The sequence below is a fragment of the Brachybacterium sp. AOP24-D1-21 genome (assembly GCF_052378665.1).
Lineage (GTDB): Bacteria > Actinomycetota > Actinomycetes > Actinomycetales > Dermabacteraceae > Brachybacterium.
Genome location: NZ_JBQSXX010000002.1, coordinates 26,004 through 43,415 on the forward strand (window position 1 = coordinate 26,004; position 17,412 = coordinate 43,415).

The window sequence follows — 17,412 nt, forward strand, 5'->3', positions numbered from 1 at the left end:
CATGGGAGCGGTGCCGAGTCTAGAGGGCGGGCAGCGGGCGAAGCCCGGGTGACCGCCCCTCGGACTGACGGCGGGGATGGCGGCGGCGACCCGGGCGGGTCGCGCCGCCGTCAGCTCAGGAGAGCAGGCCGCGCACTTCGACCAGCCGCTGGAGGAGCCCGTTGACGAATCGCGGTGAGTCGTCGGTGGAGAGCACCTCGGCGATCTTCGTGTACTCGCCGATGATCGCTCCCCGGCCGGACTCGTCCTCGCCGTAGAGCAGCTCCGCACTGCCCAGGCGCAGGATCGCGCGGTCCACCGCGGGCATCCGGTGCAGGGGCCAGTCCCGGGAGTGGGTGGCGAGGTCCTCGTCGATGTCCACCGCATTCGGGGCATAGAGCTCGACGAGCTCACGGGAGCGCTGCGGCAGCGGGGTCTGCGCCGCCGTACGGCGCAGCCGCTCCTCCAGCACACCGAGCACCTCGCGCTGCTTGGCATCGGCCTCGAAGAGCACGTCGATCGCCCGGATCCGGTCACGCGAACGGCTGTGGAGCCGGTCGGACGGAGCGGGGATCGTGCGCTCGAAGGTGACCTCCGCGCCTTCCCGGGTGGGGTGGGGCAGCCCGGGGACCCGGCGCATCGCCGGGACCCCGGAGTCCTCCTGTGGGGAGTCTGAGGTCACTTGACGCGCTCGAGGTAGTCGCCGCTGCGGGTGTCGACCTTGACCTTGTCGCCCTCGTTGAGGAACAGCGGGACCTGGATCTCGCGTCCGGTCACGAGCGTGGCGGGCTTGGTGCCACCGCTGGAGCGGTCGCCCTGCAGGCCGGGCTCGGTGAACTTGATCTCGAGGACCACGGAGGCCGGCAGCTCGACGAACAGCGCCGCACCCTCGTGGAAGGCGATCACCACGTCCTGCTCCTCGATCAGGAAGTCCTTGGCCTCGCCGACGGTCTCCGCGGTGAGGCTGGTCTGCTCCCAGCTGCTGGTGTCCATGAACACGAACATGTCGCCGTCGAGGTAGGAGAACTGCATGTCGCGGCGATCGACCGTGGCGGTCTCGACCTTGAGGCCTGCGTTGAAGGTCTTGTCCACGCCCTTGCCGGACATGACGTTCTTCAGCTTGGTGCGCACGAAGGCCGGGCCCTTGCCGGGCTTGACGTGCTGGAACTCGACCACGCTCCACAGCTGCTGGTCCAGCACCAGGACCATCCCGTTCTTCAGATCGTTCGTCGTCGCCATGAGTCTCCTCGGTAGTCGTCTGGGCGTGCCCAGGATAGCGCGCAGGCACGGCTGCGCCGGGGTCGGAAGGGCACTCAGCGAGCCGACGTGAGGTCGATCATGCTCAGCAGCCTCACGGCCAGCGGATGCGCGGCGCTCTCCTCGCGCCAACCGCTGGTCTTCACGGCCCGCGAGACCGTCTGCTGGGTGACCCCGAGGCGCTGGGCCAGCTGCGCCTGGGTGGCGCCGGGATCCTCGCGCAGCTCGCCGACGGTCTCCCGCTGGCGGCGATTGCGGGTGCGGATCATCCAGACCACCAGGCGCAGCACGGCCTCGGCGTCCGCGGCGGTGTCGCGGTGACGGTCATCAGCCGCGCGCACAGCCACGGGGACCTGCGAGGTCGTGACTGCCGCCTGCAGCGCCGCAGTCGCGGCCACGACTGCGGGTCCGGAGATCTCGCGCACGGAGCCGGGCAGCGGGCGGGTCACGGCGCCGATGCCCAGGCCTGCCGCGAGCGGGCCGATCTCCGCCGCGCGCAGGAGCACCTCGAGCGCGACCTCGGCCCGCCCGGCGAGGACCAGGGCGTCGGGGCCCATGGTGCGCTCGGGCGGCAGCGACACGTCGAGCCCGTCCAGGGCGGCGAGCAGGGCGGGGATCGGATCACCCTCGTCGCGGCCGTGGCCGCGACGGCCGGAGAGGGACAGGACGAACACGGCGACTCCTCGAGGACTGACGTCAGGAACGATGGATATCAGGTGCTCGTGACGATACAGCGATTTATCGCTGACTCACGGCATGCGGGTGCCGTCCCTCGTGTCGCTTTCCGTGCCGTGCCCTGCTCAGGCCAGCTCGATGAGCTCCTGGTACTCCGCGTTCCACAGGTCCTCGACCGCGTCGGGCATCATCAGCACCCGCTCGGGGTTCAGTGCCGCTACGGCGCCGGGATCGTGCGAGACCAGCACCACGGCGCCCTCGAAGGCCGCGAGCGCTCCGAGGATCTCCTCACGGCTGGCGGGGTCGAGGTTGTTCGTCGGCTCGTCCAGCAGCAGCACGTTCGCGCTGGAGACCACGAGGGTCGCGAGCGCGAGACGGGTCTTCTCGCCGCCGGAGAGCACCCGGGTCGGCTTGTGGACATCCTCCCCGGTGAAGAGGAAGGAGCCGAGGATCTTGCGGGCCTCGACCTCGGGCAGCTCATAGGCGGCAGTCATCATGTTCTGGAGCACCGTGCGGTCCAGATCGAGGGTCTCGTGCTCCTGTGCGTAGTAGCCGATCCGCAGGCCATGGCCGGGGAGCAGCCCGCCGGTGTCCGGCTCATCGACTCCGGCGAGGATCCGCAGCAGAGTGGTCTTGCCGGCGCCGTTGAGCCCGATGATGACGACCTTCGAGCCGCGATCGATCGCGAGATCCACGCTGGTGAAGATCTCGAGGCTGCCGTAGGACTTCGAGAGGTCCTCCGCCATCAGCGGTGTCTTGCCGCAGGGGGCGGGCTTGGGGAAGCGCAGCGAGGCGACGCGGTCCTGCTGGCGCTCCCCCTCGAGCCCGTCGAGCATCCGCTCGGCGCGCTTGAGCATGTTCTGCGCGGCGACCGCCTTGGTGGCCTTCGCACGCATCTTCTCGGCCTGGGCGGTGAGCTGGGTGGCCTTCTTCTCGGCGTTCGTCCACTCGCGCTTGCGACGCTTCTCGTCATCCTCGCGCTGGCGCTGGTACAGCTTCCAGCCCATGTTGTACATGTCGATCGAGGCGCGATTGGCATCGAGGTAGAAGACCTTGTTCACGACGTGCTCGACCAGCTCCACGTCGTGGCTGATGATGATCAGCCCGCCGCGGTAGCCCATCAGGTACTCCCGCAGCCAGACGATCGAGTCGTGATCGAGGTGGTTGGTCGGCTCGTCCAGGATCATGGTGGTGGCCTGGGAGAACAGGATCCGGGCGAGCTCTACGCGGCGCCGCTGGCCACCCGAGAGGGTGCCCAGCTCCTGCTCGAGCAGCCGGTTGGGCAGCCCCAGGTTCGCGGACATCCGCTTGGCCTCGGCCTCGGCCGCGTAGCCGCCCGCCGCATCGAGCTCGGCCTCGATCCGCGGGTAGCGGTTCATGGCCTTCTCGCGGCGAGCCTCGGTGAGGCTCATGTCCCCCATCTCCTCCTCGGCGCGGCGGAGCTTCTTGAAGATCCCGTCGAGCCCGCGGGCGGAGAGGATGCGGGACAGCACCGGTTCGGTGTCCTCCCCGCTGTGGGTGTCCTGAGGCAGGTAGCCGAGCTCGCCGGTGACCTCGACACTGCCCTCGGACGGGTCCAGCGTTCCCGAGAGCACCTTGGTCAGAGTCGTCTTGCCGGCGCCGTTGCGGCCCACCAGCCCCACCCTGTCGCCAGCGGTGATCTGGAAGGAGACGTCGCTCATGAGCAGCCGGGCGCCGACGCGGATGGCGAGGTCGTGCACGGTGATCACTGGATGATGCTCCTGTTCGAGGGTGCGGCGGCTCGGTGCGCAGCGGACGGACACTCCTGCGCGGAGCGACGGACGGGCCCGCGCGGAGCCTGGACCACTCTAGGGCCGCCGCCTCTCCCAGAGCACGAGAATTGCGCCGACGGTGCCGCGTTCCACAGCTCAGCTCCCCCAGGTGCCGAGTTGGTGAGATGCTGGCCCGAGCGGTCACGATCGAGACCGAAGAACGCAGCAGAGAGGCGCGCCATGCGGATCGGGGTACCCCGTGAGATCAAGAACAATGAGAATCGTGTGGGTCTGGGCGCTGCCGGCGTCCATGAGCTCGTGGCCCGTGGCCACGAAGTCGTGGTCGAGACGGGCGCCGGCATCGGTTCGCGAGTGACCGACGAGGACTATCGTGCCGCCGGAGCCACGATCCTCGACTCGGCCGCGGAGGTCTGGGCGCAGGCCGAGATGATCATCAAGGTGAAGGAGCCGCTCCCCGAGGAGCACGACTACCTGAGGAAGGGGCAGATCCTCTTCACCTACCTCCACCTCGCCGCGGATCAGAAGCTCACCGAGGCGCTCCTGTCCTCGGGGGCCACGGCGATCGCGTACGAGACGGTGCAGCTCCCCGACCGCTCACTGCCGCTGCTCGCGCCGATGAGCGCGATCGCGGGTCGTCTCGCCACGCAGGTCGGCGCCTACCACCTGATGGCGCCGCTCGGCGGCGCCGGGGTGCTGATGGGCGGAGTCCCCGGGACGAGCGAGGCGAACGTGCTGGTCATCGGCGGCGGTGTGGTCGGTGAGCAGGCCGCGATGATGGCCAACGGCCTACATGCGAATGTCACCGTGATGGATCTGAACGTCTCCCGCCTCGGGCAGATCGCGACCATGCACCATGGCGACATCCGCACCCGCTATTCGACGGCCCTGGACCTGACCGAGGAGATCAGGCGGGCGGACGTCGTGGTCGGCTCGGTGCTGATCCCGGGCAAGCGTGCGCCCAAGCTGGTGACCGATGAGATGGTCTCCACGATGAAGCCGGGCTCGGTGCTCGTGGATGTCGCGATCGACCAGGGCGGGTGCTTCGAGCACTCCCGTCCCACCACGCACGACGATCCCACCTTCCGCGTCCACGACACCGTCTACTACTGCGTGGCGAACATGCCGGGCTCGGTGCCGGTGACCGCCACCGCGGCGCTGAACAATGCCACGCTGCCGTACATCCTGAAGATCGCCGGGGCCGGCTGGCGCGACGCGATGCGCTCCGACGATGCGCTCGCCAAGGGCCTGCACACCCACGAGGGCATGCTCGCCCATGCGGGCACCGGCGAGGCCCACGGTCTCGAGGTCACCTCAGCGGAGCAGATCATCGCCTGAGACTGGCCGGGGTTCAACGAGAAATGTCCCCGGACGACGGATGCGAATCATCGCATCGGTCCTCCGGGGACATTTCTGCTGCCGGCCGAGCGCACAGCCGAGTACACGGCGGCGCGGGACGGCGCTGGCGTGCTGAGCCTCAGCTCAGAGGTTGAAGCCGATCGCGCGCAGCTGCTCGCGGCCGTCCTCGGTGATCTTCTCCATGCCCCACGGCGGCATCCACACCCAGTTGATGCGGTGCGTCTCGGTGATGGGGTCCAGCGCCGCGAAGGTCTGCTCCTCGAGCACGTCCGTCAGCGGGCAGGCGGCGGAGGTCAGGGTCATGTCCACGACGGCATTGCCGTCCTCGACGGTGACGCCGTAGACGAGGCCGAGATCGACGACGTTGATCCCGAGCTCGGGATCGATCACGTCCTTCATCGCCTCGATGACGTCGGCGGAGCTCACCGTCGCGTCAGGGGTCTTCTGTTCGGTCATCGCATCCTCCCGAGGGGATAGGGAGCGCAGGTGCTGCTCCCGAAAGGGGTGGGGCCGGTCCGGCCCGGGACTTCCTCCCGAGCCGGACCGACGAATGGCGTCAGGCGCCGACGAGGAAGCGGTCGTAGCCCTCGGCCTCGAGGCGCTCGGCCAGCTCCGGGCCGCCCTGCTCGGCGATCCGGCCGTTCACGAAGACGTGGACGAAGTCCGGCTTCACGTACTGCAGGATGCGGGTGTAGTGGGTGATCAGCATGATGCCCACCTCGGAGTTCTCCTTGACGCGGTTGACGCCCTCGGAGACCACACGCAGCGCGTCGACGTCGAGACCGGAGTCGGTCTCGTCGAGGATCGCGATGCTGGGCTTGAGCAGCTGCATCTGGAGGATCTCGTGGCGCTTCTTCTCGCCGCCGGAGAACCCTTCGTTGACGTTGCGCTCGGCGAAGACGGGATCCATCTTCAGATCCGCCATCGCGCCCTTCATGTCCTTGACCCAGGTGCGCAGCGCGGGGGCCTCGCCATCGATCGCGGTCTTGGCCGTGCGCAGGAAGTTCGAGACGGTGACGCCGGGGACCTCGACCGGGTACTGCATCGCGAGGAAGAGACCCGCACGGGCGCGCTCGTCGACGCTCATCTCGAGCACGTTCTCACCGTCGAGGAGGACCTCGCCCTCGGTGATCTGGTACTTGGGGTGACCGGCGACGGCATACGCGAGGGTCGACTTGCCGGAGCCGTTGGGGCCCATGATGGCGTGGGTCTCGCCGGCCTTGATGGTGAGGTCGACGCCCTTGAGGATCTCCTTGGTGCCCTCAGGAGTATCGACGGTGGCGTGGAGGTTCTTGATCTCGAGGATCGACATAGGTGGTTCTCCTTGACCAGGGATGCTGGTGGGTTCGTGAAGTCGGAAGGGCGCCGTGGAGAGGCGCCCGGAGTGATCAGGTGCCGGGGGCGACGGTCGGATCCACCAGGATCTCGCCGCTGCTCTCGTCGATCCGCACGGGAAAGACCCGCACGGGAAGGACCGCAGGAAGCTGCAGGGGACGACCTGTGACCAGGTCGAACTGGCTGCCGTGCTTCCAGCATTCGATGGTGCAGCCCTCGACGTCGCCATCGCTCAGCGCGATCTCGTCGTGCGAGCAGATGTCCTCGAGGGCGTGGACGCCCCCGTCCTCGGCGCGCACCAGGGCGATCTCGATGCCGTCGACGACGACATCGATCGCCTCGCCGGGGGCGAGGTCTGCCAGGGCGGCGACGGGGACGAAGGCGTCCGACATCAGTTCATGCTCCGTGCGAGTTCGCCCTCGATCGAGGCCGAGAGCCGCTCACGGATCTCGGGGACGTCGATCTGCTGGATGATCTCGGCGAAGAAGCCGCGCACCACGAGCCGACGCGCCTCGATCTCGTCGATTCCGCGAGAACGCAGGTAGAACAGCTGCTCGTCGTCGAAACGACCCGTCGCAGCGGCGTGGCCCGCGCCTTCGATCTCACCGGTCTCGATCTCGAGGTTCGGCACCGAGTCGGCGCGTGCCCCCTCGGTGAGCAGCAGATTGCGGTTGAGCTCGTAGGTGTTGGTGCCCTCGGCCTCCTTGCGGATCAGCACATCACCGACCCACACCGAGCGGGCGTTCTTGCCCTGCAGCGCGCCCTTGTAGGCCACGTTGGAGGTGCAGCGCGGGGCGCTGTGGTCGATGAACAGGCGGTTCTCGAAGAACTGCCCCTCATCGGAGAAGTACAGGCCGAGCTTCTCGATCTCGCCACCGGTTGCCGCATACTCGCCGATCGCGTTGAAGCGCACCGCGCTGCCACCCAGGGTGACGGCGACATGCTTGAGCTTCGCGTCACGACCCACGCGGGCGTGATGGGTCGCGATGTGCACCGCGTCGTCATCCCAGTCGTGCAGGGTGATGACGGTCATCTGCGCGTTGTCGCCGACGATCATCTCGACGTTCTGCGCATACTGCGCGGAACCGGCGTGGTTGAGCACGAAGGTCGCCGAGCTCGACTCCTTCGCCTCGAGCACGATGTGCGCGTTGGCGCGACGCTCGGCGCCCCGGCCGGTCATGTCCACGCGGAACGGCGTGTCATAGGTGGCGTTCTTCGCGGCGACCAGGTGCAGTGCCTGCTCGGTGCGTGCCGACGCGACCGCGGAGGCCAGGTCCTCGGGCACCAGGACGGTGCCGCGGGGAGCCTCGCCGGGCGCCAGAGTGGAGATCTCGGGAGCCCCTTCGGGCACCGTGACCTGGTAATCGACCGCAGGATCGCCCTCGCGGTCGTCGGTCGCGACGTCCTGGAACAGGGGCGCGAAACGGCGCAGCGGGGTGAAGCGCCACTCCTCGATGTCGCTCTTGGGGACCTCGTGGTCGGAGACCTCGAAGGAACGCTTTCGCGCGCCTCGGTTCGACGCGGCATGGGCGGCGGAGACGTCCTGTCCCGGCAGGGTCAGATTCTCCTCCTCCAGCTCCGGCGCCGCGGTGGTCTCGACATCGTCGAGGGCGGACTGGGCGACGACGGGGGCGGCTCCTGCGGCGTGGCCCACGGCCTCGTTCGCGGCCGGATCCCCAGCGTTCTCGGCACCCTTCACATCAGTGGTCGTCATCAACCGACTGCTCCTTCCATCTGCAGCTCGATCAGGCGGTTCAGCTCCAGTGCGTACTCCATCGGGAGCTCGCGGGCGATGGGCTCGATGAACCCACGCACGATCATGGCCATCGCCTCGGTCTCGTCCATGCCGCGACTCATCAGGTAGAAGAGCTGCTCCTCGGAGACCTTGGAGACGGTGGCCTCGTGGCCCATCTGGACATCGTCGACACGGACGTCGACGTAGGGGTAGGTGTCGGTGCGGGAGATGGTGTCCACCAGCAGCGCATCGCACAGCACGGTCGAGGCGGAGTGCTCCGCGCCCGGCATGACCTGCACGAGACCTCGGTAAGAACTGCGTCCACCACCGCGGGAGACCGACTTCGAGACGATCGAGCTCGAGGTGTGAGGCGCCATGTGCACCATCTTCGAACCGGTGTCCTGGTTCTGGCCCTCGCCCGCGAAGGCGACCGAGAGGGTCTCGCCGCGGGCGTGCTCGCCCATCAGCCAGACGGCCGGGTACTTCATGGTGACCTTGGAGCCGATGTTGCCGTCGACCCACTCCATCACGCCGCCCTGTTCGACGATCGTGCGCTTGGTGACCAGGTTGTACACGTTGTTCGACCAGTTCTGGATCGTCGTGTAGCGGACGCGTGCGTCCTTCTTCACGATGATCTCCACGACGGCGCTGTGCAGCGAGTCCGACTTGTAGATCGGCGCGGTGCAGCCCTCGACGTAGTGCACGTAAGAGCCCTCGTCGGCGATGATCAGCGTGCGCTCGAACTGGCCCATGTTCTCGGTGTTGATCCGGAAGTAGGCCTGCAGCGGGATCTCCACATGGACGCCCTTGGGGACGTACACGAAGGAGCCGCCGGACCACACCGCGGTGTTCAGTGCGGAGAACTTGTTGTCACCAGAGGGGATGACGGTGCCGAAGTACTCCTTGAAGAGCTCCGGGTGCTCCTTGAGCGCGGTGTCGGTGTCCAGGAAGATGACGCCCTGCTCCTCCAGATCCTCGCGGATCTGGTGGTAGACGACCTCGGACTCGTACTGCGCGGCGACGCCGGAGACCAGACGCTGCTTCTCGGCCTCGGGGATGCCGAGGCGGTCGTAGGTCTCCTTGATGTCCGCAGGCAGATCCTCCCAGGAGGTGACCTGCTTCTCGGTGGAGCGGACGAAGTACTTGATGTGGTCGAAGGCGATGCCCGAGAGGTCGGGACCCCAGGTGGGCAGCGGCTTCTTATAGAACAGCTTGAGTGCCTTCAGGCGGCGCTCGAGCATCCACTCCGGTTCGTCCTTGCGGGCCGAGATGTCGCGCACGACGTCCTCGGACAGACCGCGGCGCGCGCTGGCACCGGCGGAGTCCTCGTCATGCCATCCATAGGCGTACTGGCCCATGGAGTCGATGATCTCGTCCTGTGTGAGCTTTTCTGGTGCGCTCGTCATGGTGTCCTTCCCTCGGTGAGCGGAATATGAGTCGTGCAGACGTGAGCCCCCTGCGCCAGCGTGGCAAGACGCTGGACAGGCGCTCCGATGATTCGGGAGATGACGCGGGATTCAGCTTCGCACAGCTCGGGGTGATCTGCGGCGACGTCGAGGACCGGGCAGTGCCCGTGGCACAGCTGGGCCGTGACGAGGGTACGCGGAGCGGCTCCCGCCTGGGGGCCCCTGCCGGGCAGCGGCACATGGAGTGGGCGCACCGAAGTGGCGTACCCTCGCTCCGTGAGCAGTTCGGAGAGCAGCTCGAGCTTGCGGGTGACGGTGATGTCCTCCCCCGCCTCCTCACGCTGTGCGACGCGCTCGGCCAGCACGCTCTCCCAGTCGGCGATGCGGCGTTCCGCCAGGGCGGTCACCGCCTCGCTTCCGCCCAGTCGGGCGAGCTCGTCCATCGCCATCACGGCGAGTTCGTCATACCCACCGGGCAGATCCTCGTGGGCCGAGGGCGAGAGCACGAACGACTTGCTGGGCCGCCCGCGGCCGCGCGGGGCGATGGGGAGGTCGTGCTCGGCGATGACCCCCTCCGCCTCGAGCGCCGCCAGATGGCGGCGCACCGCAGCACTGGTGAGGCCGAACTGCTCGGCCAGCCGACGTGCGGTGATCGGGCCGTGGGTCGAGATCGCATCCACGAGGCGGTCGCGCGTGGTCTGCGTGACGGCCGTCTCGATGCCTGGTGCTGTGCCTGATGCGGTCATTGCTGCCTCCTCCCGTCCATCGCCTTTCGATTTTACAACATAAGTGTTGCCAAATACGTACGGACCCCTGTGCGCCACAGCACGAAGGATCCCCTTACCTGGGCAGACACGCCTTCCGCAGCCGCCCGCAACTGCCACGAAAGGCGTCGCCGACAGGCCGCGCTTCCAATTAGTGCCGTTTTCAACTACCCTTCGAGGGACGCCTCCCCGATCTGAAGGGACCATCCCATGCCTGCTGAGAGCACGCACCCCGCCGGCCCAGCCACCGCCTCATCCGCTGCTTCGTCCACTGCCGCGCCCGCTGCTTCGTCCACTCCCCCGCCCACTGCCGCACCGACTGCCTCCGAGGAGCATTCGACGCGGGGCGCCTATGTCACCGTCGGCGGATCCTTCGACCGCGACATGAACTACATCGATGACCGGATCACGCGTGATGGCCGCGACGGCTGGCCCGCGGAGAAGGACCGGTACCGCCTGGTCGCGGCGCGCGCCTGCCCCTGGGCGAACCGCACCCTGATCTCCCGTCGCCTGCTCGGCCTGGAGGACGTGCTCTCCGTGGGCATGCCCGGCCCGACCCACGACAAGCGCTCCTGGACCTTCGATCTCGACGAGGGCGGAGTCGACCCGGTGCTCGGCTACGAGCGACTCCAGCAGGCGTATTTCGCGCGATTCCCGGACTACCCCCGCGGCATCACCGTCCCCGCCGTGGTGGACGTCCCCACCAAGGCGGTCGTCACCAATGACTTCCAGCAGATCACCCTCGACTTCGCCACGGAGTGGAGCGATCACCACCGCGCGGGTGCGCCGGACCTCTACCCCGAGGCGCAGCGCGAGGAGATCGACGCGCTGAACAAGTGGATGCTCCACCACGTCAACAACGGCGTGTACAAAGTCGGCTTCGCGGGCTCCCAGGAGGCGTACGAGAAGGAGTACCGCGCACTGTGGGAGGCGCTCGACGAGCTCGAGGAGCGCCTGGGCCGCAGCCGCTACCTGTTGGGTCCCTCGATCACGGAAGCGGATGTGCGCCTGTTCCCGACCCTGATCCGCTTCGATCCCGTGTACCACGGCCACTTCAAGGCGAACCGGCAGGCGCTCTCGAGCATGCCGAACCTGTGGAACTACACCAAGGACCTGTTCACGACCCCCGGCTTCGGGGACACCGTCGACTTCGAGCAGATCAAGCGCCACTACTACTTCGTGCACGAGGACCTGAACCCCACCCAGGTGGTGCCGCTGGGCCCGGCCCTCGAACCGCTGCTGGACCCCCACGATCGCGACCGCTTCGAGACCGACACCTGGGGCCCCGGAGGCACTGCCCCGGCGGCACCGCTGGCCGCCGAGGTGGTCGATCCCGCGCACACCCCTCTGCAGGTGACCGGCCGCTGAGAACCTCTCTGCCCGGCGCGCATGACCGGTCGCTCACGTCGGGTGCTGGTTCTGCGGGCCGCGGCCTACGATGGTGAGCGCCATGGACGACCACTCCCCTGCCCTTGTCGCCACCGACCTCTCCCTCAGCTACGGCTCCGTCCGCGCGCTGGACGGGCTCACCCTGACCGCAGAGCGCGGTGCCGTGACCGCGCTGCTGGGAAGCAACGGTGCCGGTAAGACCACCGCCATCTCCTGCGCCACGGGCCTGCTGCGCCCTGACAGCGGCAGCGTGCGGGTGCTGGGTGTCGACCCCTGGCGCTCCAGCCCGGAGCATCGCGCCCGGGTGGGGGTGATGATCCAGGACGGCGGGCTCGCCTCGGGTGCCGGGGCGATGCAGCTGCTGCGCTACGGCGCGGCCCTCCACGCCGCACCGTTGGACGTCGAGGAGGTGGCCGAGCATCTGGGCATCGACACCTTCGCGCGCACCCTGGTGCGGCGTCTCTCCGGCGGCCAGCGTCAGCGCCTGGCCCTCGCGCTCGCCATCATCGGCCGCCCGGACCTGGTCTTCCTGGACGAACCCACCGCAGGGATGGACCCGTCGATCCGCCGCCGGGTGCGCGAGCTGATCCGTGGGCTCGCCCGCACCGGCACCGCCGTCGTGCTCACCACCCACCTGATGGATGACGTGGTGGGCCTCGCCGACGCGGTCCGGGTGATCTCCCGCGGCCAGGTCCTCGCCTCCGGCTCCGTCCAGGACGTGATCAACGACCACCGCTCGGCCGACGGTGCCATGGTCGTGCAGGCCACCGCCTCGGGCGTCGACCCTCAGGTGGCACCCGCGCTCGAAGCCGATCTGCGCACAGCCGCCGCACGCCATGGCGTGCGGCTGGAAGTGACCTCGGGCGGCGCGGCTGATCTGGAATCCGTGCTGCTGGATCTGATGGATGAAGAGCACGCGGCCGAGGAGCACGCGGCTCAGCAGCACGACGCCGAGGACCACAGCGTCGAGAGCCACCGGGTCGAGGACCTCAGCGCCGGACAGCCCGATCCCGAGATGCCTGAACCCGCGGCACGCCTCTCCACCTCCCGAGAGGAACACCGATGACCAACCCCACCTCTCCTGCGCCCGCCTCCCCTGCACCAGTGCGGCCGGAGCGGAGCCCCCGTCCTGCGCCCGCGCTGCGTCGGATCCTCTCCCACGCCGGGCTCGAGGCCAGGGTTCTGCTCTCCAACGGGGAGCAGCTCACCGTTGCCGTCGCGCTGCCGGCGATGGTGCTGATCGGGCTATGGCTGCTGCCGCTGGGCAGGCTCGAGGGCGTCGCCGCGGTCGACACCGCCGTCGCCGCGACCTTCGCCACGGCGCTGATCTCCACCTCCTTCACCTCGCAGGCCATCCTCACCGGCTTCGACCGCCGCAACGGCGTGCTGCGCTGGGTGGCGACCACACCGCTGGGACGCGGCGGGTACCTGGCCGGCAAGATCCTCGCGACACTGACCACCCATGTCCTCCAGGTGATCGTCCTCGGGCTGATCGCGCTGATCATCGGTTGGCGGCCCGAGCTGTCGGGGCTGCTCGGGCTGATCCCGGTGTGGCTCGTGGGCACCGTCGCCTTCGGTTCGCTGGGCATGCTGATCGCTGGCACGCTGCGCACCGAGGCGGTGCTGGCCGTCTCGAACCTGGTGTTCGTGCTGATGATCGCGGCCGGCGGCGTCGCCTTCCCCACCGCCGCCTATCCGCGGATCCTGGGAGGCCTGGTCGATCTGCTGCCCTCCGGTGCACTCGGTGAGCTGATGCGCGCATGTCTGGCCTCCGGACCGTTCTCCGTCGGCTCCGTCGTGGTGCTGCTGGTCTGGGCCGCCGGCGGGGTGCTCGCCGTCATGCGCTGGTTCCGCTGGACGGACAGCTGAGCGGCTGCAGAGCAACAGCAGAGCGGCTGCGGGACGCCCAGGATGCGTCGTCGGTCGCATCCGTCCGCTGCGCCCAGCGTTCTCACCGCGGCAGAATCTAGACTCGGAGCATGTCCAGTCCCGTCGCAGCCGCGCCGCGCGCCCCTGAGCGCTACCGGCGCCTGACCACCCTGCCCGATCCCCGCCTGCCCTCCTGGGGCCCGCAGCGCCGTGCCCGGGTGGCCGCGGTGGTGTTCTGGGGGAACCTGCTCTCGCAGATCGGGATCATCCTCTCGGGCGCCGCCGTACGGCTGACCGGCAGCGGGCTGGGATGCTCCACCTGGCCGAACTGCGAGCCAGGGCAGTTCACACCGGTGCTCACCATGGAGGCGGGCATCCACCCCTTCGTGGAATTCGGCAACCGTTCGCTGACCGGGGTGCTGACCGTGTTCGCGGTCGCACTGCTGCTGGTGAGCTGGCGCTGGCTCGGGCACAAGGGCACCGGCTTCCGCCGCCTGGCCTGCGTCCCCCTGATCGGCACCGCTGTGCAGGCGATCGTCGGCATGGTCGTGGTGTTCGCGGATCTGCACCCGGGCATCGTCAGCCCCCACTTCCTGCTCTCCCCAGTGCTGGCCGCGGTCTCGATGGTGCTGCTGGTGCGCCTCTATGACGGCGACGGTGCGATCCGGCGGGCAGTCCCGGTGCGTGCTCTCCAAGTCTTCGTACCCCTCGCGGTGGTGGGCTTCGTAGTGCTGGTCCTGGGCACGATCGTCACCGGCACCGGACCTCATTCCGGGGACGCCGGAGACGTCACCCGGATTGCGCTGAACCCCATGATCGCCTCCCGGATCCACGCCCTGTCGGTCTATGCGTTCTGCGCCCTGCTCGCAGTCCTGCTGGTCGTGCTCCACCGATCCGCGGCGCGGCGTGAGGCGATCGTCGCGGCCTGGTGGCTGGTGGTCCTGACCGTGGTCCAGGGCATCATCGGCTATGTCCAGTACTTCCTCGGCCTTCCGGAGCTGATCGTGTTCCTCCACCTGATCGGTGCGGCGCTGTTCGGCGCCGGGATCGCATGGGTGGGAGCCCGCCTGGTCACCTGGCAGGAACCGCACCCGGCTGCAGCTGCAGCCGGCGACTCACCCCTCAGCACGGAGGCATGATGATCCTCGGCAAGCGCCGCCGCAGCTCCACGCAGGAGCTGCCGACCCTGGCCCAGGCCCGGCCGGCCGGAGAGTTCGTCGCCTCGGTGCTCTCGCACCTGCGCGACGTCGTGGACGTCGGCTGGAACCTCCTGGAAGTGGATGCCGAAGCCCATCGCATGATCCGCGAGGCCGGCGCGACCAGCTGCTACATCGAGTACCACCCGGTCTTCGGGGCCTCCCCGTTCGGGCACGCGATCTGCACCTCCGTCAACGACGGGGTGTTGCACGGCCGTCCCTACGACCGGCTCCTGGAAGATGGTGATCTGCTCTCCCTGGACTTCGCCGTCGAGGTCGAGGGCTGGGTCGCGGACTCCTGCCTCTCGATCATCGTGGGCACACCGCGCGAAGAGGACCTCCAGCTGATCCGCGACACCGAGCGGGTGATGTGGGCCGGCATCGACCAGGTCACCGCCGGGAACAGCGTGGGCGACATCGGCCATGCGGTGATGAACGAGGCCCACGCGCTCGGATACACCATCAATGAGCGCTTCGGCGGTCATGGGGTGGGGCGCACCATGCATGAGGCACCCTTCGTGCCCAATCACGGCACCCCCGGCGGTGGCCCCACGCTGGTGGCAGGACAGCTGATCACGGTCGAGCCGTTCCTGGTGCCCACCACCTCGGAGCTCAAGGTCGACGAGCGAGATGGCTGGACGCAGCTCTCGGCCGACGGCTCCCGCGGGGCCCATGCCGAGCACACCCTGCAGGTCACCACCGGCGCACCGATCATCCTCACCGCCCGGCCCGACGACCCCTCCCCGCGCAGCTCACTGGGCTGAGACGGAGCGCCGGCCCACGCGTGGGTGAAGGTGCAGCCCCGCGGCTCAGCTCCCCTGCAGGAGAGAGCGGATGCTCGCTGCGATGCCCGCGGCATCCAGGCCCTGAGCCGCGAGGATCGCATCGCGTTTCCCATGCGGGATGAACTCCAGGTCGACGCCAAGGCTGCGCAGGACCGGTCCGGGCGCGGAGAGCGTGGCACGCCGGGCGAGCCGCGTACCGAGGGCCGCACCGATCCCGTGCTCGGCCAGGCCGTCCTCGAGCGTGACGACCGCGCGCGCGGTCGCGGCGAGGTCCAGCAGCTCCTCCCCCAGCGGCAGTGACTGCACCGGGTCGAGGACCACGAGGTTCAGCTCTGGATGCGCCGCAGCGAGCTCTGCGGCGGCCTCGACGGCGCGGCCAGCCAGAGCACCGATGGAGACCAGCAGGATGTCGACGGGTGCGTGCGCGTCACCGGCGAGCACCTCCCCGGCAGGCAGCTGCGCGAGAGCCGGCAGCTCCGGCGGGCAGGCTCCCTTGGGGAAGCGCACCAGGGACGGGCCGAGGGTCCCGAGAGCGGCGGGGACCGCGGCATCGAGACGAACTCCGTCCCGGGGCGCCCACAGCGAGAGACCGGGCACCTTCGTCGCCAGGGCGAGGTCCCAGATCCCGTGATGGCTGGGCCCGTCATCGCCGGTGACACCGGCCCGGTCCAAGGTGATCGTGACGTCTTCGCCGTGCAGGGCGACATCGAGCAGCAGCTGGTCGATCGCCCGGTTCAGGAAGGTCGCGTAGAGGGAGACCACGGGTTTGCGGCCGCCGGCGGAGAGTCCGGCGGCCGTGTCGAGCGCGAGCTGCTCGGCGATCCCGACATCGAGCACGCGCCCCGGCAGCTCCTGCTGCATCGGGGTGAGGCCCACGGGGTCGATCATCGCGGCGCTGATCGCGACCACGCGCTCATCGGCGCGGGCGGCATCGAGCATCGCGGCGCCGAACCGGGAGGTCCAGGTCTCCGTCGGCGCTCCCGGTGCGGCCTGCTCCTGGATGGTGAAGGGACTGGTGGCATGCCAATGGTCCACGGTGTCCGATTCCGCGCGAGCGAAGCCGGCACCCTTCCGGGTCAGGACGTGGACGAGCACCCCGGAGCTCGTGGGATCCTCCGCGGCACGTCGAGCTGCGGTCAGGGCGTCGGCGAGGGCGGTGAGGTCATGGCCGTCGACCGGTCCGAGATAGGTCAGCCCGAGCGAGGTGAAGAGATCCTCTCCGGCACCGATCCGGCCGGCGCGGAGCTCGGCGAGATGCTCGGCGATCCCGCCCACGGTGGGGGCATAGGAGCGGGTGTTGTCGTTGAGCACCACGACAGTGCGCGAGCCCTGATCGGAGGCGAGCAGGTTGAGGGCCTCCAGGCCCACCCCTCCGGTGAGAGCGCCGTCCCCGATGACTGCGACCGCGGCCCCGTCGGCCCCGGCGAGCCGGTGGGCGCGATCCAGTCCGTGGGCCCAGGCGATGGATCCCGAGGCGTGGGAGTTCTCCACCAGATCGTGGACCGACTCCGCGCGGTCCGGGTAGCCCGCGATGCCGCCCGCGGTGCGCAGCCCCGGCAGATCGGCGCGCCCGGTGAGCATCTTGTGCACATAGGCCTGATGACCGGTGTCGAAGACGATCGGCTCGTCCGGGGAACGGAACTCGCGGTGCAGGGCGATCGTCAGCTCGACCACGCCGAGGTTCGGTCCCAGGTGGCCTCCGCTGCGCGAGCAGATCTCCAGCAGACGCCGACGCAGAGTGCGTGCCAGCCCCGGCAGCTGTGCGGCGTCGAGCGCCCGCAGCGCCTCGGGGCCGCCCGGAATTGGAACCTCTGACGGTGGGGTGGAAGCATCCGCAGCCGGTGCCGACGGGGTCACTGCAGCTCGCCCGCGGTGCGGGGTGGCGGAACGGTGCTCAATGGTGGACACGCGT

17 protein-coding genes are annotated in these 17,412 nt (G+C 69.0%); 6 read left to right on the plus strand and 11 right to left on the minus strand.

The window, feature by feature from the left end; all coding sequences use genetic code 11:
* Positions 1-115: 115 nt before the first annotated feature.
* The 4 genes from nusB to ACT3UF_RS14860 form a co-directional block, all read right to left on the minus strand.
* Positions 116-661 (minus strand): transcription antitermination factor NusB, encoded by a 546-nt coding sequence (gene nusB / locus ACT3UF_RS14845; protein WP_441444091.1) that lies wholly within the window; start codon positions 659-661, stop codon positions 116-118.
* Entirely contained in the window at positions 658-1,218 is a 561-nt protein-coding gene (efp, locus tag ACT3UF_RS14850) for an elongation factor P (protein WP_441444092.1), read from the minus strand. Before efp ends, nusB begins: the two co-directional genes overlap by 4 nt.
* Before the next feature lie 74 nt (positions 1,219-1,292).
* Positions 1,293-1,910 carry a winged helix-turn-helix domain-containing protein gene (locus ACT3UF_RS14855; RefSeq protein ID WP_441444093.1) on the minus strand — a complete coding sequence of 206 codons (618 nt, stop codon included), beginning with the start codon at positions 1,908-1,910 and terminating at the stop codon, positions 1,293-1,295.
* Between the two features lie 126 nt (positions 1,911-2,036).
* The gene (locus ACT3UF_RS14860; RefSeq protein WP_441444094.1) at positions 2,037-3,641 is read right to left on the minus strand and encodes an ABC-F family ATP-binding cassette domain-containing protein; all 1,605 of its coding nucleotides are present in this window, start codon (positions 3,639-3,641) and stop codon (positions 2,037-2,039) included.
* 243 nt (positions 3,642-3,884) lie between these two features.
* Between ACT3UF_RS14860 and ald the strand changes: the two genes are divergently transcribed.
* On the plus strand, positions 3,885-5,000 hold the full coding sequence (gene ald / locus ACT3UF_RS14865) for an alanine dehydrogenase (RefSeq protein WP_442331791.1): 1,116 nt from the start codon (positions 3,885-3,887) through the stop codon (positions 4,998-5,000).
* Positions 5,001-5,144: 144 nt separating this feature from the next.
* Here ald and ACT3UF_RS14870 read toward each other — a convergent pair whose 3' ends face one another.
* The 6 genes from ACT3UF_RS14870 to ACT3UF_RS14895 form a co-directional block, all read right to left on the minus strand.
* Positions 5,145-5,477, minus strand: coding sequence for a metal-sulfur cluster assembly factor (locus ACT3UF_RS14870; protein ID WP_441444096.1), 333 nt, complete (start codon positions 5,475-5,477; stop codon positions 5,145-5,147).
* Positions 5,478-5,577: 100 nt separating this feature from the next.
* On the minus strand, positions 5,578-6,333 hold the full coding sequence (sufC, locus tag ACT3UF_RS14875; protein WP_441444097.1) for a Fe-S cluster assembly ATPase SufC: 756 nt from the start codon (positions 6,331-6,333) through the stop codon (positions 5,578-5,580).
* A 76-nt stretch (positions 6,334-6,409) separates the two neighbouring features.
* On the minus strand, positions 6,410-6,748 hold the full coding sequence (locus tag ACT3UF_RS14880) for a non-heme iron oxygenase ferredoxin subunit (RefSeq protein ID WP_441444098.1): 339 nt from the start codon (positions 6,746-6,748) through the stop codon (positions 6,410-6,412).
* Positions 6,748-8,070, minus strand: coding sequence for a Fe-S cluster assembly protein SufD (sufD, locus tag ACT3UF_RS14885; protein WP_442331790.1), 1,323 nt, complete (start codon positions 8,068-8,070; stop codon positions 6,748-6,750). The genes ACT3UF_RS14880 and sufD overlap by 1 nt, the downstream gene beginning before the upstream one ends.
* The gene (gene sufB, locus ACT3UF_RS14890) at positions 8,070-9,497 is read right to left on the minus strand and encodes a Fe-S cluster assembly protein SufB (protein ID WP_441444100.1); all 1,428 of its coding nucleotides are present in this window, start codon (positions 9,495-9,497) and stop codon (positions 8,070-8,072) included. The genes sufD and sufB overlap by 1 nt, the downstream gene beginning before the upstream one ends.
* Entirely contained in the window at positions 9,494-10,243 is a 750-nt protein-coding gene (locus tag ACT3UF_RS14895) for a helix-turn-helix transcriptional regulator (protein ID WP_441444101.1), read from the minus strand. Before ACT3UF_RS14895 ends, sufB begins: the two co-directional genes overlap by 4 nt.
* A gap of 228 nt (positions 10,244-10,471) precedes the next feature.
* Between ACT3UF_RS14895 and ACT3UF_RS14900 the strand changes: the two genes are divergently transcribed.
* The 5 genes from ACT3UF_RS14900 to map all read left to right on the plus strand — a co-directional run bounded on the left by ACT3UF_RS14900 (position 10,472) and on the right by map (position 15,479).
* Complete coding sequence (locus tag ACT3UF_RS14900) at positions 10,472-11,629, plus strand: glutathione S-transferase family protein (RefSeq protein WP_442331789.1); 1,158 nt, start codon at positions 10,472-10,474, stop codon at positions 11,627-11,629.
* 82 nt (positions 11,630-11,711) lie between these two features.
* A complete protein-coding gene (locus tag ACT3UF_RS14905) occupies positions 11,712-12,716 on the plus strand; it encodes an ABC transporter ATP-binding protein (protein ID WP_441444103.1) in 1,005 nt (334 codons plus the stop codon).
* The gene (locus tag ACT3UF_RS14910) at positions 12,713-13,519 is read left to right on the plus strand and encodes an ABC transporter permease (protein ID WP_442331788.1); all 807 of its coding nucleotides are present in this window, start codon (positions 12,713-12,715) and stop codon (positions 13,517-13,519) included. The genes ACT3UF_RS14905 and ACT3UF_RS14910 overlap by 4 nt, the downstream gene beginning before the upstream one ends.
* A 110-nt stretch (positions 13,520-13,629) precedes the next feature.
* Positions 13,630-14,658, plus strand: coding sequence for a COX15/CtaA family protein (locus tag ACT3UF_RS14915; RefSeq protein WP_441444105.1), 1,029 nt, complete (start codon positions 13,630-13,632; stop codon positions 14,656-14,658).
* Positions 14,658-15,479 carry a type I methionyl aminopeptidase gene (gene map, locus ACT3UF_RS14920; RefSeq protein WP_441444118.1) on the plus strand — a complete coding sequence of 274 codons (822 nt, stop codon included), beginning with the start codon at positions 14,658-14,660 and terminating at the stop codon, positions 15,477-15,479. Before ACT3UF_RS14915 ends, map begins: the two co-directional genes overlap by 1 nt.
* A 45-nt stretch (positions 15,480-15,524) precedes the next feature.
* Here the strand turns inward: map and ACT3UF_RS14925 are convergent, their stop codons facing one another.
* A complete protein-coding gene (locus ACT3UF_RS14925) occupies positions 15,525-17,408 on the minus strand; it encodes a 1-deoxy-D-xylulose-5-phosphate synthase (protein WP_441444106.1) in 1,884 nt (627 codons plus the stop codon).
* Positions 17,409-17,412: the final 4 nt, after the last annotated feature.